This window comes from Streptomyces sp. NPDC093984, assembly GCF_044764595.1.
Taxonomy (GTDB): Bacteria; Actinomycetota; Actinomycetes; order Streptomycetales; family Streptomycetaceae; genus Streptomyces; species Streptomyces cynarae.
Genome location: NZ_JBIWIM010000003.1, coordinates 1 through 15,365, shown reverse-complemented (window position 1 = coordinate 15,365; position 15,365 = coordinate 1). Strand labels below are relative to the sequence as shown.

15 protein-coding genes and 1 pseudogene are annotated in these 15,365 nt (G+C 70.5%); 9 read left to right on the top strand and 7 right to left on the bottom strand.

Annotated elements, in window-relative coordinates; all coding sequences use genetic code 11:
• Positions 1–33 precede the first annotated feature (33 nt).
• A complete protein-coding gene (locus ACIRC0_RS12265; RefSeq protein WP_366029780.1) occupies positions 34–642 on the top strand; it encodes a DUF1349 domain-containing protein in 609 nt (202 codons plus the stop codon).
• On the opposite strand, the gene ACIRC0_RS12260 is transcribed toward ACIRC0_RS12265, so the two are convergent.
• Positions 637–2,016: an MFS transporter gene (locus ACIRC0_RS12260; protein WP_403614793.1), complete on the bottom strand. Its 1,380-nt coding sequence runs from the start codon at positions 2,014–2,016 to the stop codon at positions 637–639. The two genes, ACIRC0_RS12265 and ACIRC0_RS12260, sit on opposite strands and share 6 nt — an antisense overlap.
• 70 nt (positions 2,017–2,086) lie before the next feature.
• Between ACIRC0_RS12260 and ACIRC0_RS12255 the strand changes: the two genes are divergently transcribed.
• From ACIRC0_RS12255 to ACIRC0_RS12240, 4 genes are all read left to right on the top strand, one after another.
• Complete coding sequence (locus ACIRC0_RS12255) at positions 2,087–3,082, top strand: GlxA family transcriptional regulator (protein ID WP_403614790.1); 996 nt, start codon at positions 2,087–2,089, stop codon at positions 3,080–3,082.
• The gene (locus ACIRC0_RS12250) at positions 3,079–3,591 is read left to right on the top strand and encodes a GNAT family N-acetyltransferase (RefSeq protein WP_403614787.1); all 513 of its coding nucleotides are present in this window, start codon (positions 3,079–3,081) and stop codon (positions 3,589–3,591) included. Before ACIRC0_RS12255 ends, ACIRC0_RS12250 begins: the two co-directional genes overlap by 4 nt.
• Positions 3,592–3,667: 76 nt before the next feature.
• Positions 3,668–4,384, top strand: coding sequence for a DsbA family oxidoreductase (locus ACIRC0_RS12245; RefSeq protein ID WP_403614785.1), 717 nt, complete (start codon positions 3,668–3,670; stop codon positions 4,382–4,384).
• A gap of 96 nt (positions 4,385–4,480) precedes the next feature.
• Positions 4,481–5,530: an aminotransferase class V-fold PLP-dependent enzyme gene (locus ACIRC0_RS12240; protein WP_403614783.1), complete on the top strand. Its 1,050-nt coding sequence runs from the start codon at positions 4,481–4,483 to the stop codon at positions 5,528–5,530.
• Positions 5,531–5,776: 246 nt separating this feature from the next.
• Here the strand turns inward: ACIRC0_RS12240 and thpD are convergent, their stop codons facing one another.
• The 5 genes from thpD to ACIRC0_RS12215 form a co-directional block, all read right to left on the bottom strand.
• Positions 5,777–6,679: an ectoine hydroxylase gene (gene thpD / locus ACIRC0_RS12235; protein WP_403614780.1), complete on the bottom strand. Its 903-nt coding sequence runs from the start codon at positions 6,677–6,679 to the stop codon at positions 5,777–5,779.
• A gap of 7 nt (positions 6,680–6,686) precedes the next feature.
• Positions 6,687–7,085, bottom strand: a complete 399-nt coding sequence (locus ACIRC0_RS12230) for an ectoine synthase (RefSeq protein ID WP_403614777.1) — start codon at positions 7,083–7,085, stop codon at positions 6,687–6,689.
• 29 nt (positions 7,086–7,114) lie between these two features.
• The gene (gene ectB, locus ACIRC0_RS12225) at positions 7,115–8,386 is read right to left on the bottom strand and encodes a diaminobutyrate--2-oxoglutarate transaminase (protein ID WP_403614775.1); all 1,272 of its coding nucleotides are present in this window, start codon (positions 8,384–8,386) and stop codon (positions 7,115–7,117) included.
• A 68-nt stretch (positions 8,387–8,454) separates the two neighbouring features.
• Complete coding sequence (gene ectA, locus ACIRC0_RS12220) at positions 8,455–9,003, bottom strand: diaminobutyrate acetyltransferase (RefSeq protein ID WP_403614772.1); 549 nt, start codon at positions 9,001–9,003, stop codon at positions 8,455–8,457.
• 654 nt (positions 9,004–9,657) lie between these two features.
• Positions 9,658–10,758 carry a pyridoxal-phosphate-dependent aminotransferase family protein gene (locus ACIRC0_RS12215; protein ID WP_403614769.1) on the bottom strand — a complete coding sequence of 367 codons (1,101 nt, stop codon included), beginning with the start codon at positions 10,756–10,758 and terminating at the stop codon, positions 9,658–9,660.
• 264 nt (positions 10,759–11,022) lie between these two features.
• Here ACIRC0_RS12215 and ACIRC0_RS12210 point away from each other — a divergent pair, with 264 nt between their 5' ends.
• From ACIRC0_RS12210 to ACIRC0_RS12195, 4 genes are read left to right on the top strand one after another with little or no spacing between them, the layout of a single operon-like run.
• Positions 11,023–11,874, top strand: a complete 852-nt coding sequence (locus ACIRC0_RS12210) for a transporter substrate-binding domain-containing protein (protein WP_403614767.1) — start codon at positions 11,023–11,025, stop codon at positions 11,872–11,874.
• On the top strand, positions 11,871–12,716 hold the full coding sequence (locus ACIRC0_RS12205; protein WP_403614765.1) for an amino acid ABC transporter permease: 846 nt from the start codon (positions 11,871–11,873) through the stop codon (positions 12,714–12,716). The genes ACIRC0_RS12210 and ACIRC0_RS12205 overlap by 4 nt, the downstream gene beginning before the upstream one ends.
• Positions 12,713–13,507 carry an amino acid ABC transporter ATP-binding protein gene (locus ACIRC0_RS12200; RefSeq protein ID WP_403614762.1) on the top strand — a complete coding sequence of 265 codons (795 nt, stop codon included), beginning with the start codon at positions 12,713–12,715 and terminating at the stop codon, positions 13,505–13,507. The genes ACIRC0_RS12205 and ACIRC0_RS12200 overlap by 4 nt, the downstream gene beginning before the upstream one ends.
• A 28-nt stretch (positions 13,508–13,535) precedes the next feature.
• Entirely contained in the window at positions 13,536–14,627 is a 1,092-nt protein-coding gene (locus ACIRC0_RS12195) for an amidohydrolase family protein (protein ID WP_403614760.1), read from the top strand.
• Positions 14,628–14,812: 185 nt separating this feature from the next.
• Here ACIRC0_RS12195 and ACIRC0_RS12190 read toward each other — a convergent pair.
• Positions 14,813–15,365 (bottom strand): annotated as a pseudogene (locus ACIRC0_RS12190) (transposase); the annotation flags it as partial.

Sequence of the window (15,365 nt, the reverse complement as noted above, 5' to 3'; positions counted from 1 at the left end):
GCCCCCTACCTCGGCACCTGGGACACTCTGCCAATGGACCTCGAACTTCCCGAACTCCCTTTCCTCCTTCGTACGTACGGGCCCGAAGGCCACTGGTCGTACGAGGACGGGGTGCTCACCGGCTGGGCCGGGGCCCGGCAGGATCGTTTCGTGCCGCCCACCGGTGAGTCCCTGGACGCCGCCTCCGACGCGCCCCGGCTGCTCGGGGCGCCGGAAGGGGACTTCCAGCTGATCGCCCGCGTCACCGTCGGCTTCGCCGCGGCCTTCGACGCCGGTGTGCTCTACGTCCACGTCGGCGAGCGGGCGTGGGCGAAGCTGTGCCTGGAGTACTCGCCGGACGTGCCCACCGTGTGCACCGTGGTGACACGGGGGCACTCCGACGACGCGAACTCCTTCGCCGTGGAGGGGAGTTCGGTGTGGCTCCGGGTCAGCCGTACCGGGCGGGCCTTCGCCTTCCACGCCTCGCGGGACGGGAAGCGGTGGACGTTCGTCCGGCTGTTCACCCTGGGCGACGAGAAGGAGACGGACGCGGCGCTGGTCGGCTTCATGGCCCAGTCGCCGATGGGCGAGGGCTGTGTGGTGACGTACGACGGGATCGAGTACCGCCCGCACTGGCCGCAGGACCTGCGGGACGGTTCATGACGAGCCGGCCGGGCGCCGCAGGCGCAGCGTGGCCACGGCCGTCGTGGTGAACAGCACCGCCGACACCGCGAGCCCCCACCGCATCCCGGCCTCGAAGCCCCGGCCCACCAGCGCACCGAACACCGCGATGGCCAGGCCCCCGGCCACCTGACGGGCCGAGTTCAGCACGCCCGCCGCGAGGCCCGCGCGCTCCGGGGGAACCGCCTCCATCATCGTCGCCGTCAGCGGCGGCACCGTGAGGGCGCAGCCCAGGGCCGTCGGGACCAGCAGGACGGCCACCGCGGCGGACGGCGTCGACGTGTCGACGGACAGCAGGAGCAGCAGCCCCGCCACGGCCAGCCACTGTCCCAGCAGCATCGGCAACCGGGCGCCGTACCGCCCCGCCAGCTTGCCCGACAGGATGTTGGTCACCGAGATCAGCCCCGTCATCGGAAGGAACATCAGCCCGGCGGACAGCGCGGAACGCCCCTGCACCTGCTGGAAGAACAAGGAGAAGAGGAACACCACACCGTAGAACGCCACGCTGCACGCCGCCCCCGCCGCGACGGCCACACGGACGTTCCGGCTGCGGAAGAGCCCGAGCGGTACGACGGGGTGCGCCTGCCGGGTCTCGATCCATTTGAACGCCACACCCGCGAGGATGGCGACCGCGAGCGCCACCAGGCCCGTCGTACCGCCCTCGATCACCGCGAAGGTCAGCGCGGCGAGCGCGACGACCGCCGTCAGTTGACCGGGGACGTCCAAGGGCGCCGGCTGTGACTGCGAGCGCGGTGTGCGGAGCAGCAACAGCAGCGCCAGTGCGCCCACCGGCAGATTGACGAAGAAGATCCACCGCCAGTCCCACGCCGTCGTCAGCGCCCCGCCGGCCACCGGGCCCAGGGCGACCGCCACCGAACCGCCCGCCGCCCACACGGCCACAGCGCGCGCCCGCCGCGCCGCGTCCGGGTACGCCTGACGCACGAGCGCGAGGGAGGCAGGCAAGACCACGGCCGCCGCCGCGCCCTGCACCACCCGTGCCCCGATCAGCATCGCCAGGTTCGGTGCTCCTCCGCATGCTGCCGACGCCAGAGTGAACACGGCGATGCCCGCCCCGAAGGCCCGGCTCGCCCCGGCCCGGTCCGCGAAGGCCCCCGTCGACAGCATCAGCGCCGCGAACGCCAGCGTGTAGGCGTCGACGACCCACTGGAGCCCCGACAGACCGGACTTCAGCTCGGTCCCGATCGCCGGGAGCGCCACGTTCACCACGGAGGCGTCGAGCGTGATGATCGCGAAGCCGAGCAGTGCGGCGGTGAGGGTGAGCGCGGGCGAAGCCGATCGCAACTGCCGCTTGGCACGGCCTGCTTGTGCCTTCGTCATCGTCTGGTTCGTCGACATGTTTTCACTGTGCGGATCTCCGGCGGCGTACAGTAGTGGCCCGAATGCCATACGTCCGGAGGTTTTGGCCATGGTCGACGAGCGAGGGGTCCGCCGGGTCGCCGTCATCGCGGCGTCCCCCGTCTCGATGTTCAACCTCGCCATCCCCGAGCTGCTGTTCACGAAGACCGAGGTCGACGGACGCCCGGGCTACGAGGTGGTCATCTGCGCCCCGGAGCCCGGTCCCGTCCCCACCACCGGCGGCCTCGACCTGTACGTGTGCCACGGCCTCGAGGCCCTGCGAGAGGCCGACACGGTGGTCGTCGCGGGCACCGGATCGGCCTACGCGCCGGACCCGCGGGTCGTGACCGCCCTGCGCGGGGCGGCCGCAGCGAACAAGCGCATCGCCTCCATCTGCACCGGCGCCTTCCTGCTCGCCGAGGCGGGCCTGCTCGCGGGCCGCCGCGCCACGACGTACTGGGAGCACGCCGATGAGCTGCGCACGCGGTACCCGGAGGTGGACCTCCAGGGAGACGTTCTGTACGTCCAGGACGGCCAGGTCGTGACGTCGTCCGGATACGCCGCCGGAATCGACCTGTGCCTGCACATCATCCGCACCGACTACGGCGCCGCCGTCGCCAACCGGGTCGCCCGGCTGGCCCTGGTCGCCCCCGTGCGCCCCGGCGGCCAGACCCAGTTCACCCAGACGCCGCTGCCACCCGAACAGGGCAACGCCTGTGCCGACACCCGCGGCTGGGCCATGCGCAACCTCGACAAGCCGCTCACGCTCACCGACCTGGCCCGGCACGCGGGCGTCAGCGTGCGCACCCTCACCCGCCGCTTCCACGCCGAGAGCGGGGTCAGCCCCCTGCAGTGGCTGCTCCACCAGCGCATCGAGCGGGCCAAGGAACTCCTGGAGACGACCACCCTCCCCATGGACCGGATCGCCCAGGCCTCGGGCCTCGGCACCGCCGACTCGCTGCGCGCTCATCTCGTCCGCCGGACGGGCCTGACGCCGAGCGCCTACCGCGCCCAGTTCAGCCGCCTCGGAACCGCCCCGGCCGCCGCCACGTCCTCCGTTGCATGATCGAAGAGCGTGTGACCGGGAGCCGGGTGATCCGCACCGCCCTGCCCGCCGAGGCGCCGGCCGTGGCCGATCTGCACGTGCGGGCCCGGGCGACGTACTACCCCAAGGGGCTGCCGCAGGAGGGCACCGACTGGCTCGCCGCCTGGCGGGACGCCATCGAACGGCCCGACGGGCATGTGCTGTGCGCGGTCGAACACGGGCGCCTCGTCGGCATCGCGTCCTTCCGCACCCCGCAGGGAGCCCCCGCCGACATGGTCAAGCTCTTCCAGTTCCACGTCGACCCCGGTCACTGGCGCCGCGGTATCGGCACCGAACTCCACGCGGCCTGCGTGGAGGAGTGGCAGGCCGACGGCAAGCGGACGGCCGTCCTCGACGTGCACGTGGACAACCGGCGCGCCCAGGTCTTCTACGCCCGCCACGGCTGGGTCCCCGACCCTGAGAACCCGCGCGCCGAGGACGACCACCACGTCCACCTCCGGTACACCGTCCCCGGTGTCGCGGGGGAATGAAACCGAGCGCTTGAACGTTCACACAGCCTGCGGAGGGAGGCTCCGTACCCGTACGACCTGGAGAGAAGCCGAAGACATGCGCGTGGAGATCTGGTCCGACATCGCCTGCCCCTGGTGCTATGTCGGAAAAGCCCGCTTCGAGAAGGCGCTCCAGGCCTTCCCGCACCGGGAGAAGGTCGAGGTGGTGCACCGCTCCTTCGAGTTGGACCCGCACCGCGCCAAGGACGACGTGCAGCCGGTCCTCACGATGCTCGCCAAGAAGTACGGGATGAGCGAGGCGCAGGCCCAGGCCGGTGAGGACAACCTGGGCGCCCAGGCCGCCGCCGAGGGCCTCGAGTACCGCACCACGGGCCGCGACCACGGCAACACCTTCGACATGCACCGCCTGCTGCACTTCGCCAAGGAGCAGGGCAAGCAGGACGAGCTGATCCAGATCCTGTACCGGGCGAACTTCGCCGAGGAGCGGTCCCTGTTCACCGAGGGCGACGAGCGGCTGGTGGAGCTCGCCGTGGAGGCCGGGCTCGCCGCCGAGGACGTCCGCAAGGTCCTCGCCGACCCCACCGCCTACGCCGACGCCGTGCGCGCCGACGAGCGCGAGGCCGCCGAGCTGGGCGCGAACGGCGTCCCTTTCTTCGTCCTCGACCGGAAGTACGGCGTCTCCGGCGCCCAGCCCGCGGAGGTCTTCGCGCAGGCGCTGACCCAGGCCTGGGGCGACCGTCCGCCGCTCCGGCTGATCGACGAGGGTGACGCGGACGCCTGCGGCCCGGATGGCTGCGCGGTGCCGCAGCACTGAGGACCCGCAGGTCAGGCGGACATATAAGGGCTCCTTGATGGAACCACGCACAAATAGGCGATGGACTGGGACTTCCACGGGCCGCACAGTGGTCCCATGGAGACCTTCGAGACCCTCGTCCGCGCCGAGTTCGCCCCGAAGAACACCTATCTGAACACCGCGAGAACCGGGTTGCTGCCGGCCCGCACGGTGGAGGCCCTGCGGACCGCCGTGGAGTCGGCCGCCGTCGGGCAGCCCACCGACATGTTCGCCGACGTGGAGGCCGCACGCGCCTCCTTCGCCCGGCTGACCGGGGTTCCCGACCGCCGGGTGGCCGCTGGGGCCTCGGTCGCCGTCTACACCGGGCTGATCGCCGCCTCGCTGCCCGAGGGTGCCGAAGTCGTCACCGCCGAGGGCGACTTCAGCTCGGTGGTGAACCCCTTCCACATGCGCCGCGACCTGAGGGTCCGCACCGTGCCGCTGGAGCGGATCGCCGAGTCCGTACGGCCCGGCACCGCCCTCGTCGCGGTCAGCGCGGCGCAGTCCGCCGACGGCCGGATCGCCGACCTGTCCGCCATCGGCGCGGCGGCCCGGGAGCACGGCGCCCGTACGTACGTGGACGCGTCCCAGGCCGTCGGCTGGCTGGACCTCGACGCGGACGCGTACGACTATGTCGCCGCCGTCGCCTTCAAGTGGCTCTTCTGCCCGCGCGGCGTGGCCTTCCTGGTGGTCCCGGAGGACCTCGGCTCACTCCCCCCGCTCTTCGCCGGCTGGGTCGCGGGGGAGGAGCCCTGGGACAGCTGCTACGGACCGGTCGCCGAACTCGCCCGCTCCGCGCGGAGGTTCGACGAGAGCCCCGCGCTGTTCTCGTACGCGGGCGCCCGCCGCTCCCTGGAGCTGCTGGAGGAGGTGGGCGTGGCGCGGGTACGGGCCCACGACCTTGCCCTCGCCGACCGGTTCCTCAAGGGCCTCGGCGCACTCGGCCACGAACCGGTCCCCGCACCGGGCTCACCGATCGTGTCCCTGCCCGGACTCGGCCACCGGCAGGGCGAGTTGAGCCGCGCGGGCGTCGAGGTCTCGAACCGGGCGGGCAACCTGCGGGCGGCCTTCCACCTCTACAACACGCCCGCCGACGTCGATCGCCTGCTGGACGTGCTGTCCGGCTGACCCGGCGGTGCCCGGAGCCCCTCGCACGACGGGCTCCGGGCACCCGGGGTCACTTCACGGGATGACCCCCCGGCCGGGGCTCGGCTCACTTCACCGGTGTGAAGTCGCTCGCCCCGATGCTGTGATCTCCGGGGGGCGACCCCCGGGCCCCGGCCGGGGCCCGGCTCACTTCACCGGTGTGAAATCCCTCGCCCCGATGCTGTGATCTCCGGGGGGGCGACCCCCGGGCCCCGGCCGGGGCCCGGCTCACTTCACCGGCGTGAAATCCCTCGCCCCGATGAACTCAGGGCGCCGGACCGGAGCCGCGAAGGGCTCCACCGCCGCGTTCTCCACGCTGTTGAAGACGATGAACACGTTGCTGCGCGGGAACGGGGTGATGTTGTCGCCCGAGCCGTGCATGCAGTTGCAGTCGAACCAGGTCGCCGAACCGGCCTTGCCCGTGAAGAGCTTGATGCCGTACTCGGAGGCCATCTTCGTCAGCGCCTCGTCGGACGGGGTGCCCGCGTCCTGCATCTGCAGCGACTTCTTGTAGTTGTCCTTGGGCGTGGCGCCGGCGCAGCCGAGGAACGTCTTGTGCGACCCCGGCATGATCATCAGGCCGCCGTTGGTGTCGTAGTTCTCGGTCAGCGCGATCGAGACGGACACCGTCCGCATGTTCGGCAGACCGTCCTCGGCGTGCCAGGTCTCGAAGTCGGAGTGCCAGTAGAAGCCGCTGGCACCGAAGCCCGGCTTGACGTTGATCCGCGACTGGTGGACGTACACGTCCGAGCCGAGGATCTGCCGCGCCCGTCCGACGACCCGCTCGTCGCGCACGAGATTCGCGAACACCTCGCTGATCCTGTGCACCTCGAAGACGGACCGGATCTCCTTCGACTTCGGCTCCACGATCGACCGCTCGTCGGCGCGGATGTCCGGATCGGTGACGAGCCGCTCCAGCTCCTGCCGGTAGACGGCGACCTCGTCCTCGGTGATCAGCTCGTCGATGGCCAGGAAGCCGTCGCGCTCGTACGCCTGGAGGTCGGTCAGCGAGATCGGCCCCGGCGTACCCGGAGCGCCCCACACGACCGGGTCCTGGCGCGGGACCGACACCTCGGTGGCGCCGCGGCTGGGGTAGAGATCGGTGACGGCTGTGCTGGTGGTCAGGGTCATCGGTGATTCACACCTCCTCGGTGAGCAGGGGGTAGACGCCGTTCTCGTCGTGGTCCTCACGGCCGGTCACGGGCGGGTTGAAGACGCAGATGCAGCGGAAGTCCTGCTTCACGCGCAGCGTGTGCCGCTCGTGCCCGTCCAGCAGGTACATGGTCCCGGGCGTGATCGTGTACGTCTTCCCGGTCTCGTTGTCGGTCAGCTCCGCCTCGCCCTCGACGCACACGACCGCCTCGATGTGGTTCGCGTACCACATCGACGTCTCGGTGCCCGCGTACAGGATCGTCTCGTGCAGGGAGAAGCCGACCTTCTCCCGGGCGAGGACGATGCGCTTGCTCTCCCAGGTGCCCGACGCGGCTTTCACATGCCGGTCGGTACCTTCGATGTCCTTGAACGAACGGACGATCACGGTACTGTGTGCCTCCTCTTGAGGGGTTTTCAGGCGGTCTCGCGGACGGCGCGGGCGAGGATGCCCAGACCCTCGTCCAGCTCGTCGTGGGTGATGGTGAGGGCGGGCAGCAGCTTGACGACCTCGCTCTCGGGACCCGAGGTCTCCACCAGCAGCCCGAGCTCGAACGCGCGGCGCGCGATCCGCGAGGCCCGCTCCTTGTCGTGGAACTCCAGGCCCCACACGAGCCCGCGGCCGCGGTACTCCTTCACGTCGGCGCGGTTCTCGTCGGTGATCGAGGCCAGCTCGCGCTCGACCAGCTCGCCGCGCGCCCGGGTCTGCTTCTCCATCGCGGACCCGTCGCTCCAGTAGGTCTCCAGAGCGGCGGTGGCCGTGACGAACGCCGGGTTGTTGCCGCGGAAGGTGCCGTTGTGCTCGCCCGGCTCCCAGACGTCCAGCTCGGGCTTGAACAGGCACAGCGACATCGGCAGCCCGTAGCCGCTGATCGACTTGGACACGGTGACGATGTCCGGCACGATCCCGGCCTCCTCGAAGGAGAAGAAGGCGCCGGTGCGGCCGCAGCCCATCTGGATGTCGTCGACGATCAGCAGCATGTCCCGCCGCTCGCACAGCTCGGCGAGGGCGCGCAGCCACTCGGGGCGCGCGACGTTGATGCCGCCCTCGCCCTGCACGGTCTCGACGATCACGGCGGCGGGTTTGTTCAGACCGGATCCCTGGTCCTCCAGGAGCCGCTCGAACCAGAGGAAGTCCTGGACCGTGCCGTCGAAGTAGTTGTCGAAGGGCATCGGCGTGCCGTGCACCAGCGGGATGCCGGCGCCGGCGCGCTTGAAGGCGTTGCCGGTGACGGCCAGCGACCCCAGGGACATCCCGTGGAAGGCGTTGGTGAACGACACGATGGCCTCGCGTCCCTTCACCTTGCGCGCCAGCTTCAGGGCGGACTCGACGGCGTTGGTGCCGGTCGGCCCCGGGAACATGACCTTGTAGGGCAGGTCGCGCGGGCGCAGCACCACGTCCTGGAAGGTCTGCAGGAAGGAACGCTTGGCGACGGTGGACATGTCGAGCCCGTGGGTGACGCCGTCCCGCTCCAGATAGTCGATCAACGCCCGTTTCAGCACGGGGTTGTTGTGGCCGTAGTTGAGTGATCCGGCGCCGGCGAAGAAGTCGAGGTACTCGTGCCCGTCCTCGTCGTACATGCGGCTGCCCTGTGCGCGGTCGAAGACGGTGGGCCAGCCGCGGCAGTAGCTGCGCACCTCCGACTCGAGGGTCTCGAAGACGCTGAGGTCCGGCTGGGTGATGGTCACGACGAAAACGCTCCTCGGTGTGTGGGGGAGGGGGAGTCGGACTGGGGGTGGGGATGGGGGTGGGGGGATCAGGCGGTGTGCTTGAGGGGCCCGATGCGGTACAGGACCTCCGGGTCGTGCGGTCCGTCCGGGAACTGGCGCGTGTCGAAGAGCACTTCACGCTCGACGGTCGCGCCGTGCCGGTCGGCGAACGAGGTGAACAGCCGCTCGGAGGCGGTGTTGCCCGGGGTGATGGTGGTCTCGATGGCGGTGACGCCGTGCTCGGCGGCGACCCGTGCCGCGACCGCGTCGAGCAGGCGGGCGGCTAGGCCGCGCCCGCGGTACGCGGCGTCCACGGCGACCTGCCACACGAGGAGGGTGCGGGGGCGCTCGGGCCGCAGGTACGCGGTGAGGAACCCGACGGGCCGCCCGCCGGGCTCGGCGCGCACCACGGCCGAGGTGCCGGCGAAGTCACGGCACCACAGCAGATAGCTGTAGGAGGAGTTCAGATCGAGGGCTTCGGAGTCCTTGGCGATACGCCAGAGAGCGGCACCGTCCGCCACCTCCGGACGGTCGATCCGTAGCCCCTCCGACACTTCCAGGAATTCCGCTGACAGGTCTGCTTGTGCGGCGGTCATGCCGATTGAATTTACCCATGGAAATTCGAAATTGCATCGCCGGGTGGGGTTACGGATGGGCGGAGGATGTGTTATCGCGCGGGCGCGTACGTACGCGCGGACCGGCTGCGGTTGCTGAGGATATGTGCCGACATTACCGGACGAAACGCCTGCCTTGTGGAGTCGATCACACCCCGGTAACACACACGAGATCTGCCCGAATTACCCCGGACGGTGTTCGCAGAATCTTTGCGTTTAGGTCGGAGAAGAGCGGGCAGAAGAATACGGGGAGCTACCTGGAATGGAATTCCAGAATTACCTGGAAGAAGCCCGGAGGGCAATGTCGATTCCAGGCTCCGGTCACTCCGCCGATTCGTTCCCGGCAAGTCCGATCTGCGGCGACTACGGGAGTCGGATCCCGGGCGGCGCTATCGGCCTGTCCGGCGTTTCGACGACGCGGGGCGTCTGGGCGGGTCCCTGAAGCGAGGCCGTGGGCGGCTGGGTGCGGAGACGCGGGCGCGGCCGGGTGGCGGCGGCTCTCAGGGCTGGAGGTGGCAGCCCCGGCAGGGTCAGGAGACGCGGTCCCCGGTTGAGGGCCGGGGGCGGAGCCCCCGGGGATGGGAAGGGTGAGGGCGGCGGGGGCGAGAACCCCTCGGTTCCCGCCCCGACGCACAGCTAGCCCCACACCTCCCCGACCACCCCCCGAGCCCGCTCCACGTCCACATCCACCCCGAGCTCCCCCAGTGCCGCCCCCAGCGCAGCGACACTCGCCGAAACCGCCTCCGCCGTCGCGTCGGCCCCGTAGTGGTTGACGCGGATCATCTCCTTCGCCAGCGCACCCCCGCCCGCCGCCAACGGCACCCCCGGGTCACCCTCCAGCGCCCGCGCGACCAGCTCCGCCGCCACCACACCGGACGGTGCCCGCAAGGTCGTGGCCACCGGCGCCGCCTCCGACGCCTCGTACACATACGGCTCCAGACCGCCACCGAGCGCGACCGCCCCCGCCCGCGTCGCCGCCGCCGCGGACCGGTGCCGGGCCATCACCGTCTCCAGTCCGTCCGCCTCGAGGCGTTCCAGGCACGCCTCGAGCGCCAGCATCTCCAGCTGCGCCGGAGCGTGCAGCAGCGCCTTCCGGCCGCCGTCGATCCAGCGCTCCTTCCAGTCGAGCAGCGACAGATACGACCGGCGCGGCGCCCCCGGGTTCGACGCCATCCGCGCCCACGCCCGCTCGCTCACCGACACCGCCGACACCCCCGCCGGCCCGCCCATCGCCTTCTGCGCCCCGATCACGCACAGGTCCACCCCCCAGGCGTCCGGCAGCACCGGCTCCGCACCGATCGAGGCCACGGCGTCCAGATAGAAGAGCGCGCCGTGCTCCCGCACCGCCGCCCCGATCTCCGCCACCGGGTTCGTGTTCCCGGTCGCCGCCTCCGCGTGCACCAGCGACACGAAGTCGATCTCCGGGTGCTCGGCGAGCGCCTCACGGACCTGCTCCGCCGTGACCGCCGTGTGGAACGGCACCGCCAGGTCGTGCACCGTCGCCCCGCAGTCCCGCAGCCAGTCGCCGAAGGTCTGCCCGTACGGCCCCGTGATCACGTTCAGGGCGGTCGTCCCGGGCCCGGCGGTCCCACGGATCGCCCCCTCCAGCGGCAGCAGCGCCTCACCCTGCATGATCACGACGTCCTGCTCGGTGGACAGCAGCCGCGCCACCCGGTCCTCGATCGAGGCGAAGCGGGCGGCGCTCAGCGGGGGGAGGTCCAGGAGGGGATGGGTCACGGCGGTGCTCTCTTCGCTCGCGGAGGCCGACAGTGTCGGTGTCGGTGTCGGTGCGGGGGGCGACGTCGGTGCGATGTCGATGTCGGTGTCGATGACGGTCTTGAGGGTAACCGGCGGCCGTCGTCACCCGTTTGCCGATCGCTTCTGAGGTGAGAAGGCCCTCCGGCCATCGGATTGGTTTGAGGAACCCAAACTGCTCCTTATAATCGGAACCCGCTCATCCCCCCACAGGGGAAGTCGAGATTCCCCACAGAGAGGTCCTCCGTGAACACGCTCTTCGGGCGCCGGGCCCGCATCCTGGCCGCCACCACCGCGACGGCCGGCGTACTGCTCGTGGCCGGCTGCACCTCGAGCGGCAGCGGCGGCAGCGCCGGCAAGTCGGCCGCCGGTGGGGTGGAACTCGTCAAGGCCGGTCAGCTCACCACCTGCACCCACCTGCCGTACCCGCCCTTCCAGTCGGAGATCGACGGCAAGGTGCAGGGCTTCGACGTCTCGATGATCGACCTGGTCGCCAAGGACCTCGGGGTGAAGCAGGCCATCGTCGACACGCCGTTCGAGAACTTCAAGACCGGCGCGTTCCTCAACTCCGGCCAGTGCGACCTCGCCGCGGCCGGCATGACCATCACCGCCGAGCGCAAGAAGCACGTCGACTTCTCCGACCCCTACTTCGACGCCACCCAGGCCGTCCTGGTCGACAAGAAGAGCGGCATCACCTCGCTGGCCGACGTCAAGGCCAAGGGCAGGAAGCTCGGCGCCCAGGCGCAGACCACCGGCGAGGACTACGCGAAGAAGGAGGGCTTCGACCCGATCTCCTTCGAGTCCTCCGACGCCGTCCTCAACGGCCTGCGCACCGGCCAGGTCCAGGCGGTCGTCATCGACTACCCGGTCGTGCAGGGCTGGCTCAAGGACAAGGCCAACGCCGACGCCTTCAAGCTGGTCGGCAACATCAACACCGGTGAGCAGTACGGCTTCACGGTGAAGAAGGGCAACACCAAGCTCCTCGCCGCCATCAACAAGGCGATCAAGGACGCGAAGGCCGACGGCACGTACAAGAAGCTGTACGAGCAGTGGATCGGCCCCTACAACCCGTCCGTCGCCTCGCCCGCCGCCTCATGACCCACACGACGGACACGGCCAGGGCCGACGCGCAGCCCCGTAGGAAGGGGCTGACCCGGACCCAGAAGCGCAGGGTGTCGCGCGGTGTCCAGTACACCGTCTTCGTCGCCGCCGTGATCGCCTTCGCGCTCACGGCGGACTGGGGACGGCTGCAGAACCAGTTCGCGCAGGTGGACATCGCCCGGCAGATGTTCCCGGACGTCATCACGCTGGCGCTGAAGAACACCGTGCTGTACACGCTGTCCGGCTTCGTCGTCGGCCTGGTGCTCGGCATGCTCCTCGCACTGATGCGGCTGTCGTCCGTCGGCCCGTACCGCTGGGTCGCCGGCGTCTATATCGAGATCTTCCGCGGCCTGCCCGCGCTGCTGATCTTCATCTTCGTCGGTGTCGCCGTGCCGCTCGCCTTCCCCGGCACGGAGATCATCGGCGGCACGTACGGCAAGGTCGCCCTCGCACTCGGCCTGGTGTCGGCCGCGTACATGGCGGAGACGATCCGCGCGGGCATCCAGGCCGTGCCCAAGGGCCAGATGGAGGCGGCGCGTTCGCTGGGCTTCTCGCCCACTCGCGCGATGATCTCCATCATCGTCCCGCAGGCCTTCCGGATCATCCTCCCGCCGCTCACCAACGAACTCGTCCTGCTCTTCAAGGACTCCTCGCTGGTGCTGTTCCTCGGCGTCACGCTGGAGGAGCGCGAACTGTCCAAGTTCGGCCGCGACCTTGCCAGCACGACCGCCAACTCCACGCCGATCCTGGTCGCCGGCCTGTGCTACCTGCTGGTCACGATCCCGCTCGGCTTCGTCGTCCGCCGTATGGAGGCCAAGGCCCAGGGAGCCACCAAGTGAGCAGCACCCCCGAGATCACGGTCCGCGACCTGCACAAGTCCTTCGGTGACAACGAGGTGCTGCGCGGCATCGACCTGGAGATCGGCCAGGGCGAGGTGGTCTGCGTCATCGGCCCCTCCGGCTCCGGCAAGTCCACCCTGCTGCGCTGCGTCAACCTCCTCGAGGAACCCACCAAGGGCCAGGTCTTCGTCGGCGGCACCGAGGTCACCGACCCGGATGTGGACATCGACGCCGTACGCCGCCGTATCGGCATGGTGTTCCAGCAGTTCAACCTTTTCCCGCACCTCACGGTGACCGAGAACCTCACGCTTCCGCAGCGCCGGGTCCTCAAGCGGGACAAGGCCGAGGCGGCGAAGATCGCCGCCGAGAACCTGGAGCGGGTCGGTCTGTCGGAGAAGGCGGACGCCTACCCCTCCTCTCTCTCCGGCGGTCAGCAGCAGCGTGTCGCCATCGCCCGCGCCCTCGCCATGGGCCCCGAGGTGATGCTGTTCGACGAGCCGACCTCGGCGCTCGACCCTGAGCTGGTCGGCGACGTCCTCGCCGTGATGCGCAGGCTGGCGCAGGAGGGCATGACGATGATGGTCGTCACCCACGAGATGACCTTCGCGCGCGAGGTCGCCGACCGCGTCGTCTTCATGGACGGCGGCGTGATCGTCGAGGACGGCACCCCCGAGCAGGTCATCGGCGACCCGAGCCACGAGCGCACCCGGCACTTCCTCTCCCGGCTCCTGGACCCCGCGAGGGCCGAGGTGGAGGAGGAGACCTCCGACCAGGTCGGCCGGAAGCAGTAGCAGGCGAACGCCAACTAAGGTGCAGTACATGAGCGATCACGCGGTGCTGCACGTGAGGGGACGGGTGCTCGTCGGGCCCGAGGACGTCCGCGACGAGCTGTGGGTGGTCGACGGCCGGATCTCGTACGACCGCCCCGCCGGGGCCCGCGACGTCCGTACCGTCGAGGGCTGGGCGCTGCCCGGCCTGGTCGACGCGCACTGCCACGTCGGCCTCGACGCGCACGGCCCGGTCCCCGAGGACGTCTCGGAGAAGCAGGCGCTGACGGACAGGGACGCGGGCACGCTGCTGATCCGGGACGCGGGTTCCCCGTCGGACACCCGCTGGATCGACGACCGGGACGATCTTCCCAAGATCATCCGGGCCGGCCGGCACATCGCGCGCACGCGCCGCTACATCCGCAACTACGCCTGGGAGATCGAGCCGGACGACCTGGTCGCCTACGTCGCCCAGGAGGCACGGCGCGGCGACGGCTGGGTGAAGCTGGTGGGCGACTGGATCGACCGTGAGGTGGGGGACCTGTCGGCCTGCTGGCCGCGGGAGGCGGTGGAGGCGGCGATCGCGGAGGCCCACCGCCTCGGTGCCCGGGTCACGGCGCACTGCTTCGCCGAGGACTCGCTGCGGGACCTGGTCGAGGCGGGCATCGACTGCATCGAGCACGCGACGGGGCTGACGGAGGAGACGATCCCGCTGTTCGCGGAGCGGGGGGTCGCGATCGTGCCGACGCTGGTGAACATCGCGACGTTCCCGGGACTGGCGGACGGCGGCGAGTCGAAGTTCCCCCGCTGGTCGGCCCATATGCGCCGGCTGTACGAGCGGCGCTACGACACGGTGCGGGCGGCGTACGACGCCGGTGTCCCGGTGTACGTCGGCACCGATGCCGGGGGCTCGCTGGCCCACGGCCTGGCCGCGGGCGAGGTGGCCGAGCTGGTGACCGCCGGGATCCCGCCCCTGGAGGCCCTTTCGGCAGCCACCTGGGCCGCCCGGACCTGGCTCGGACGCCCCGCGCTGGACGAGGGAGCCCCCGCCGACCTCGTGGTGTACGAGACCGACCCGCGGGAGGACGTACGGGTGCTGGCGACGCCGCGGCGGGTCGTGCTCAACGGACGGGTGGTCGGCTAGGGCGTGTTGCGAAAGTCCCGCCTGCCTCGCGACGCCATGCACGCACTCTCGCCGCACCGGGCGAAACCCCAAGTACATCCAGTACGAGGGCTTCCGCCCGGCACGCCGAGAGCACGCACCTGACGCCGCGAGGCCCGCCCTTCGGGCGAACGACGGGACTTTCGCAACACGCCCTAGCTTGATCTTTAACCTGTGCGGCGGGGTCGTGGGTTCGTTGACTTCTTCGTTCGCTGCTTCCCGGCGCTTGGTTTGGAGACTGTGTGCACGTCGTGACGCGGGGTGGGGCGGGTGTTCTTGCGGCCGGGTGGTCGTCCCGGGCCGGGGCGGGAGGGTTTCGGTGCTCTGGCGGGGCAGGCCACCTGCGGGCGGAGGTGCCGAAAGTCGCGGCGGACGCGAGCCGGAGTGAGCCTGTTCGGCGGACTTGGCTTCTCCCACGGTCGGCGCAGGTCGGCCGCCAGCGGGCGGGCCAGCCGCAGCTGGGTGTAGACGGCGAGGATCAGCCAAGTCCACCGGTCAGCCGCCTCAGGAGTGCGGATCTTCGGGCAGGTCCAGCCCAGCGTCTGCTTGAACAGCCGGAAAGTGTGCTCGATGTCGAAGCGCCGCAGGAAGACCTGCCAGAGCAGGTCGACCTGGGTGGCGGTGGCGTCGGTGCCCGACCACCACAGCCACATCGGCTTCGGCCTCGCGCCGCTGGGCAGGGACTCGACCTGCAGACGGATCACAGTGCCCTCGATGACC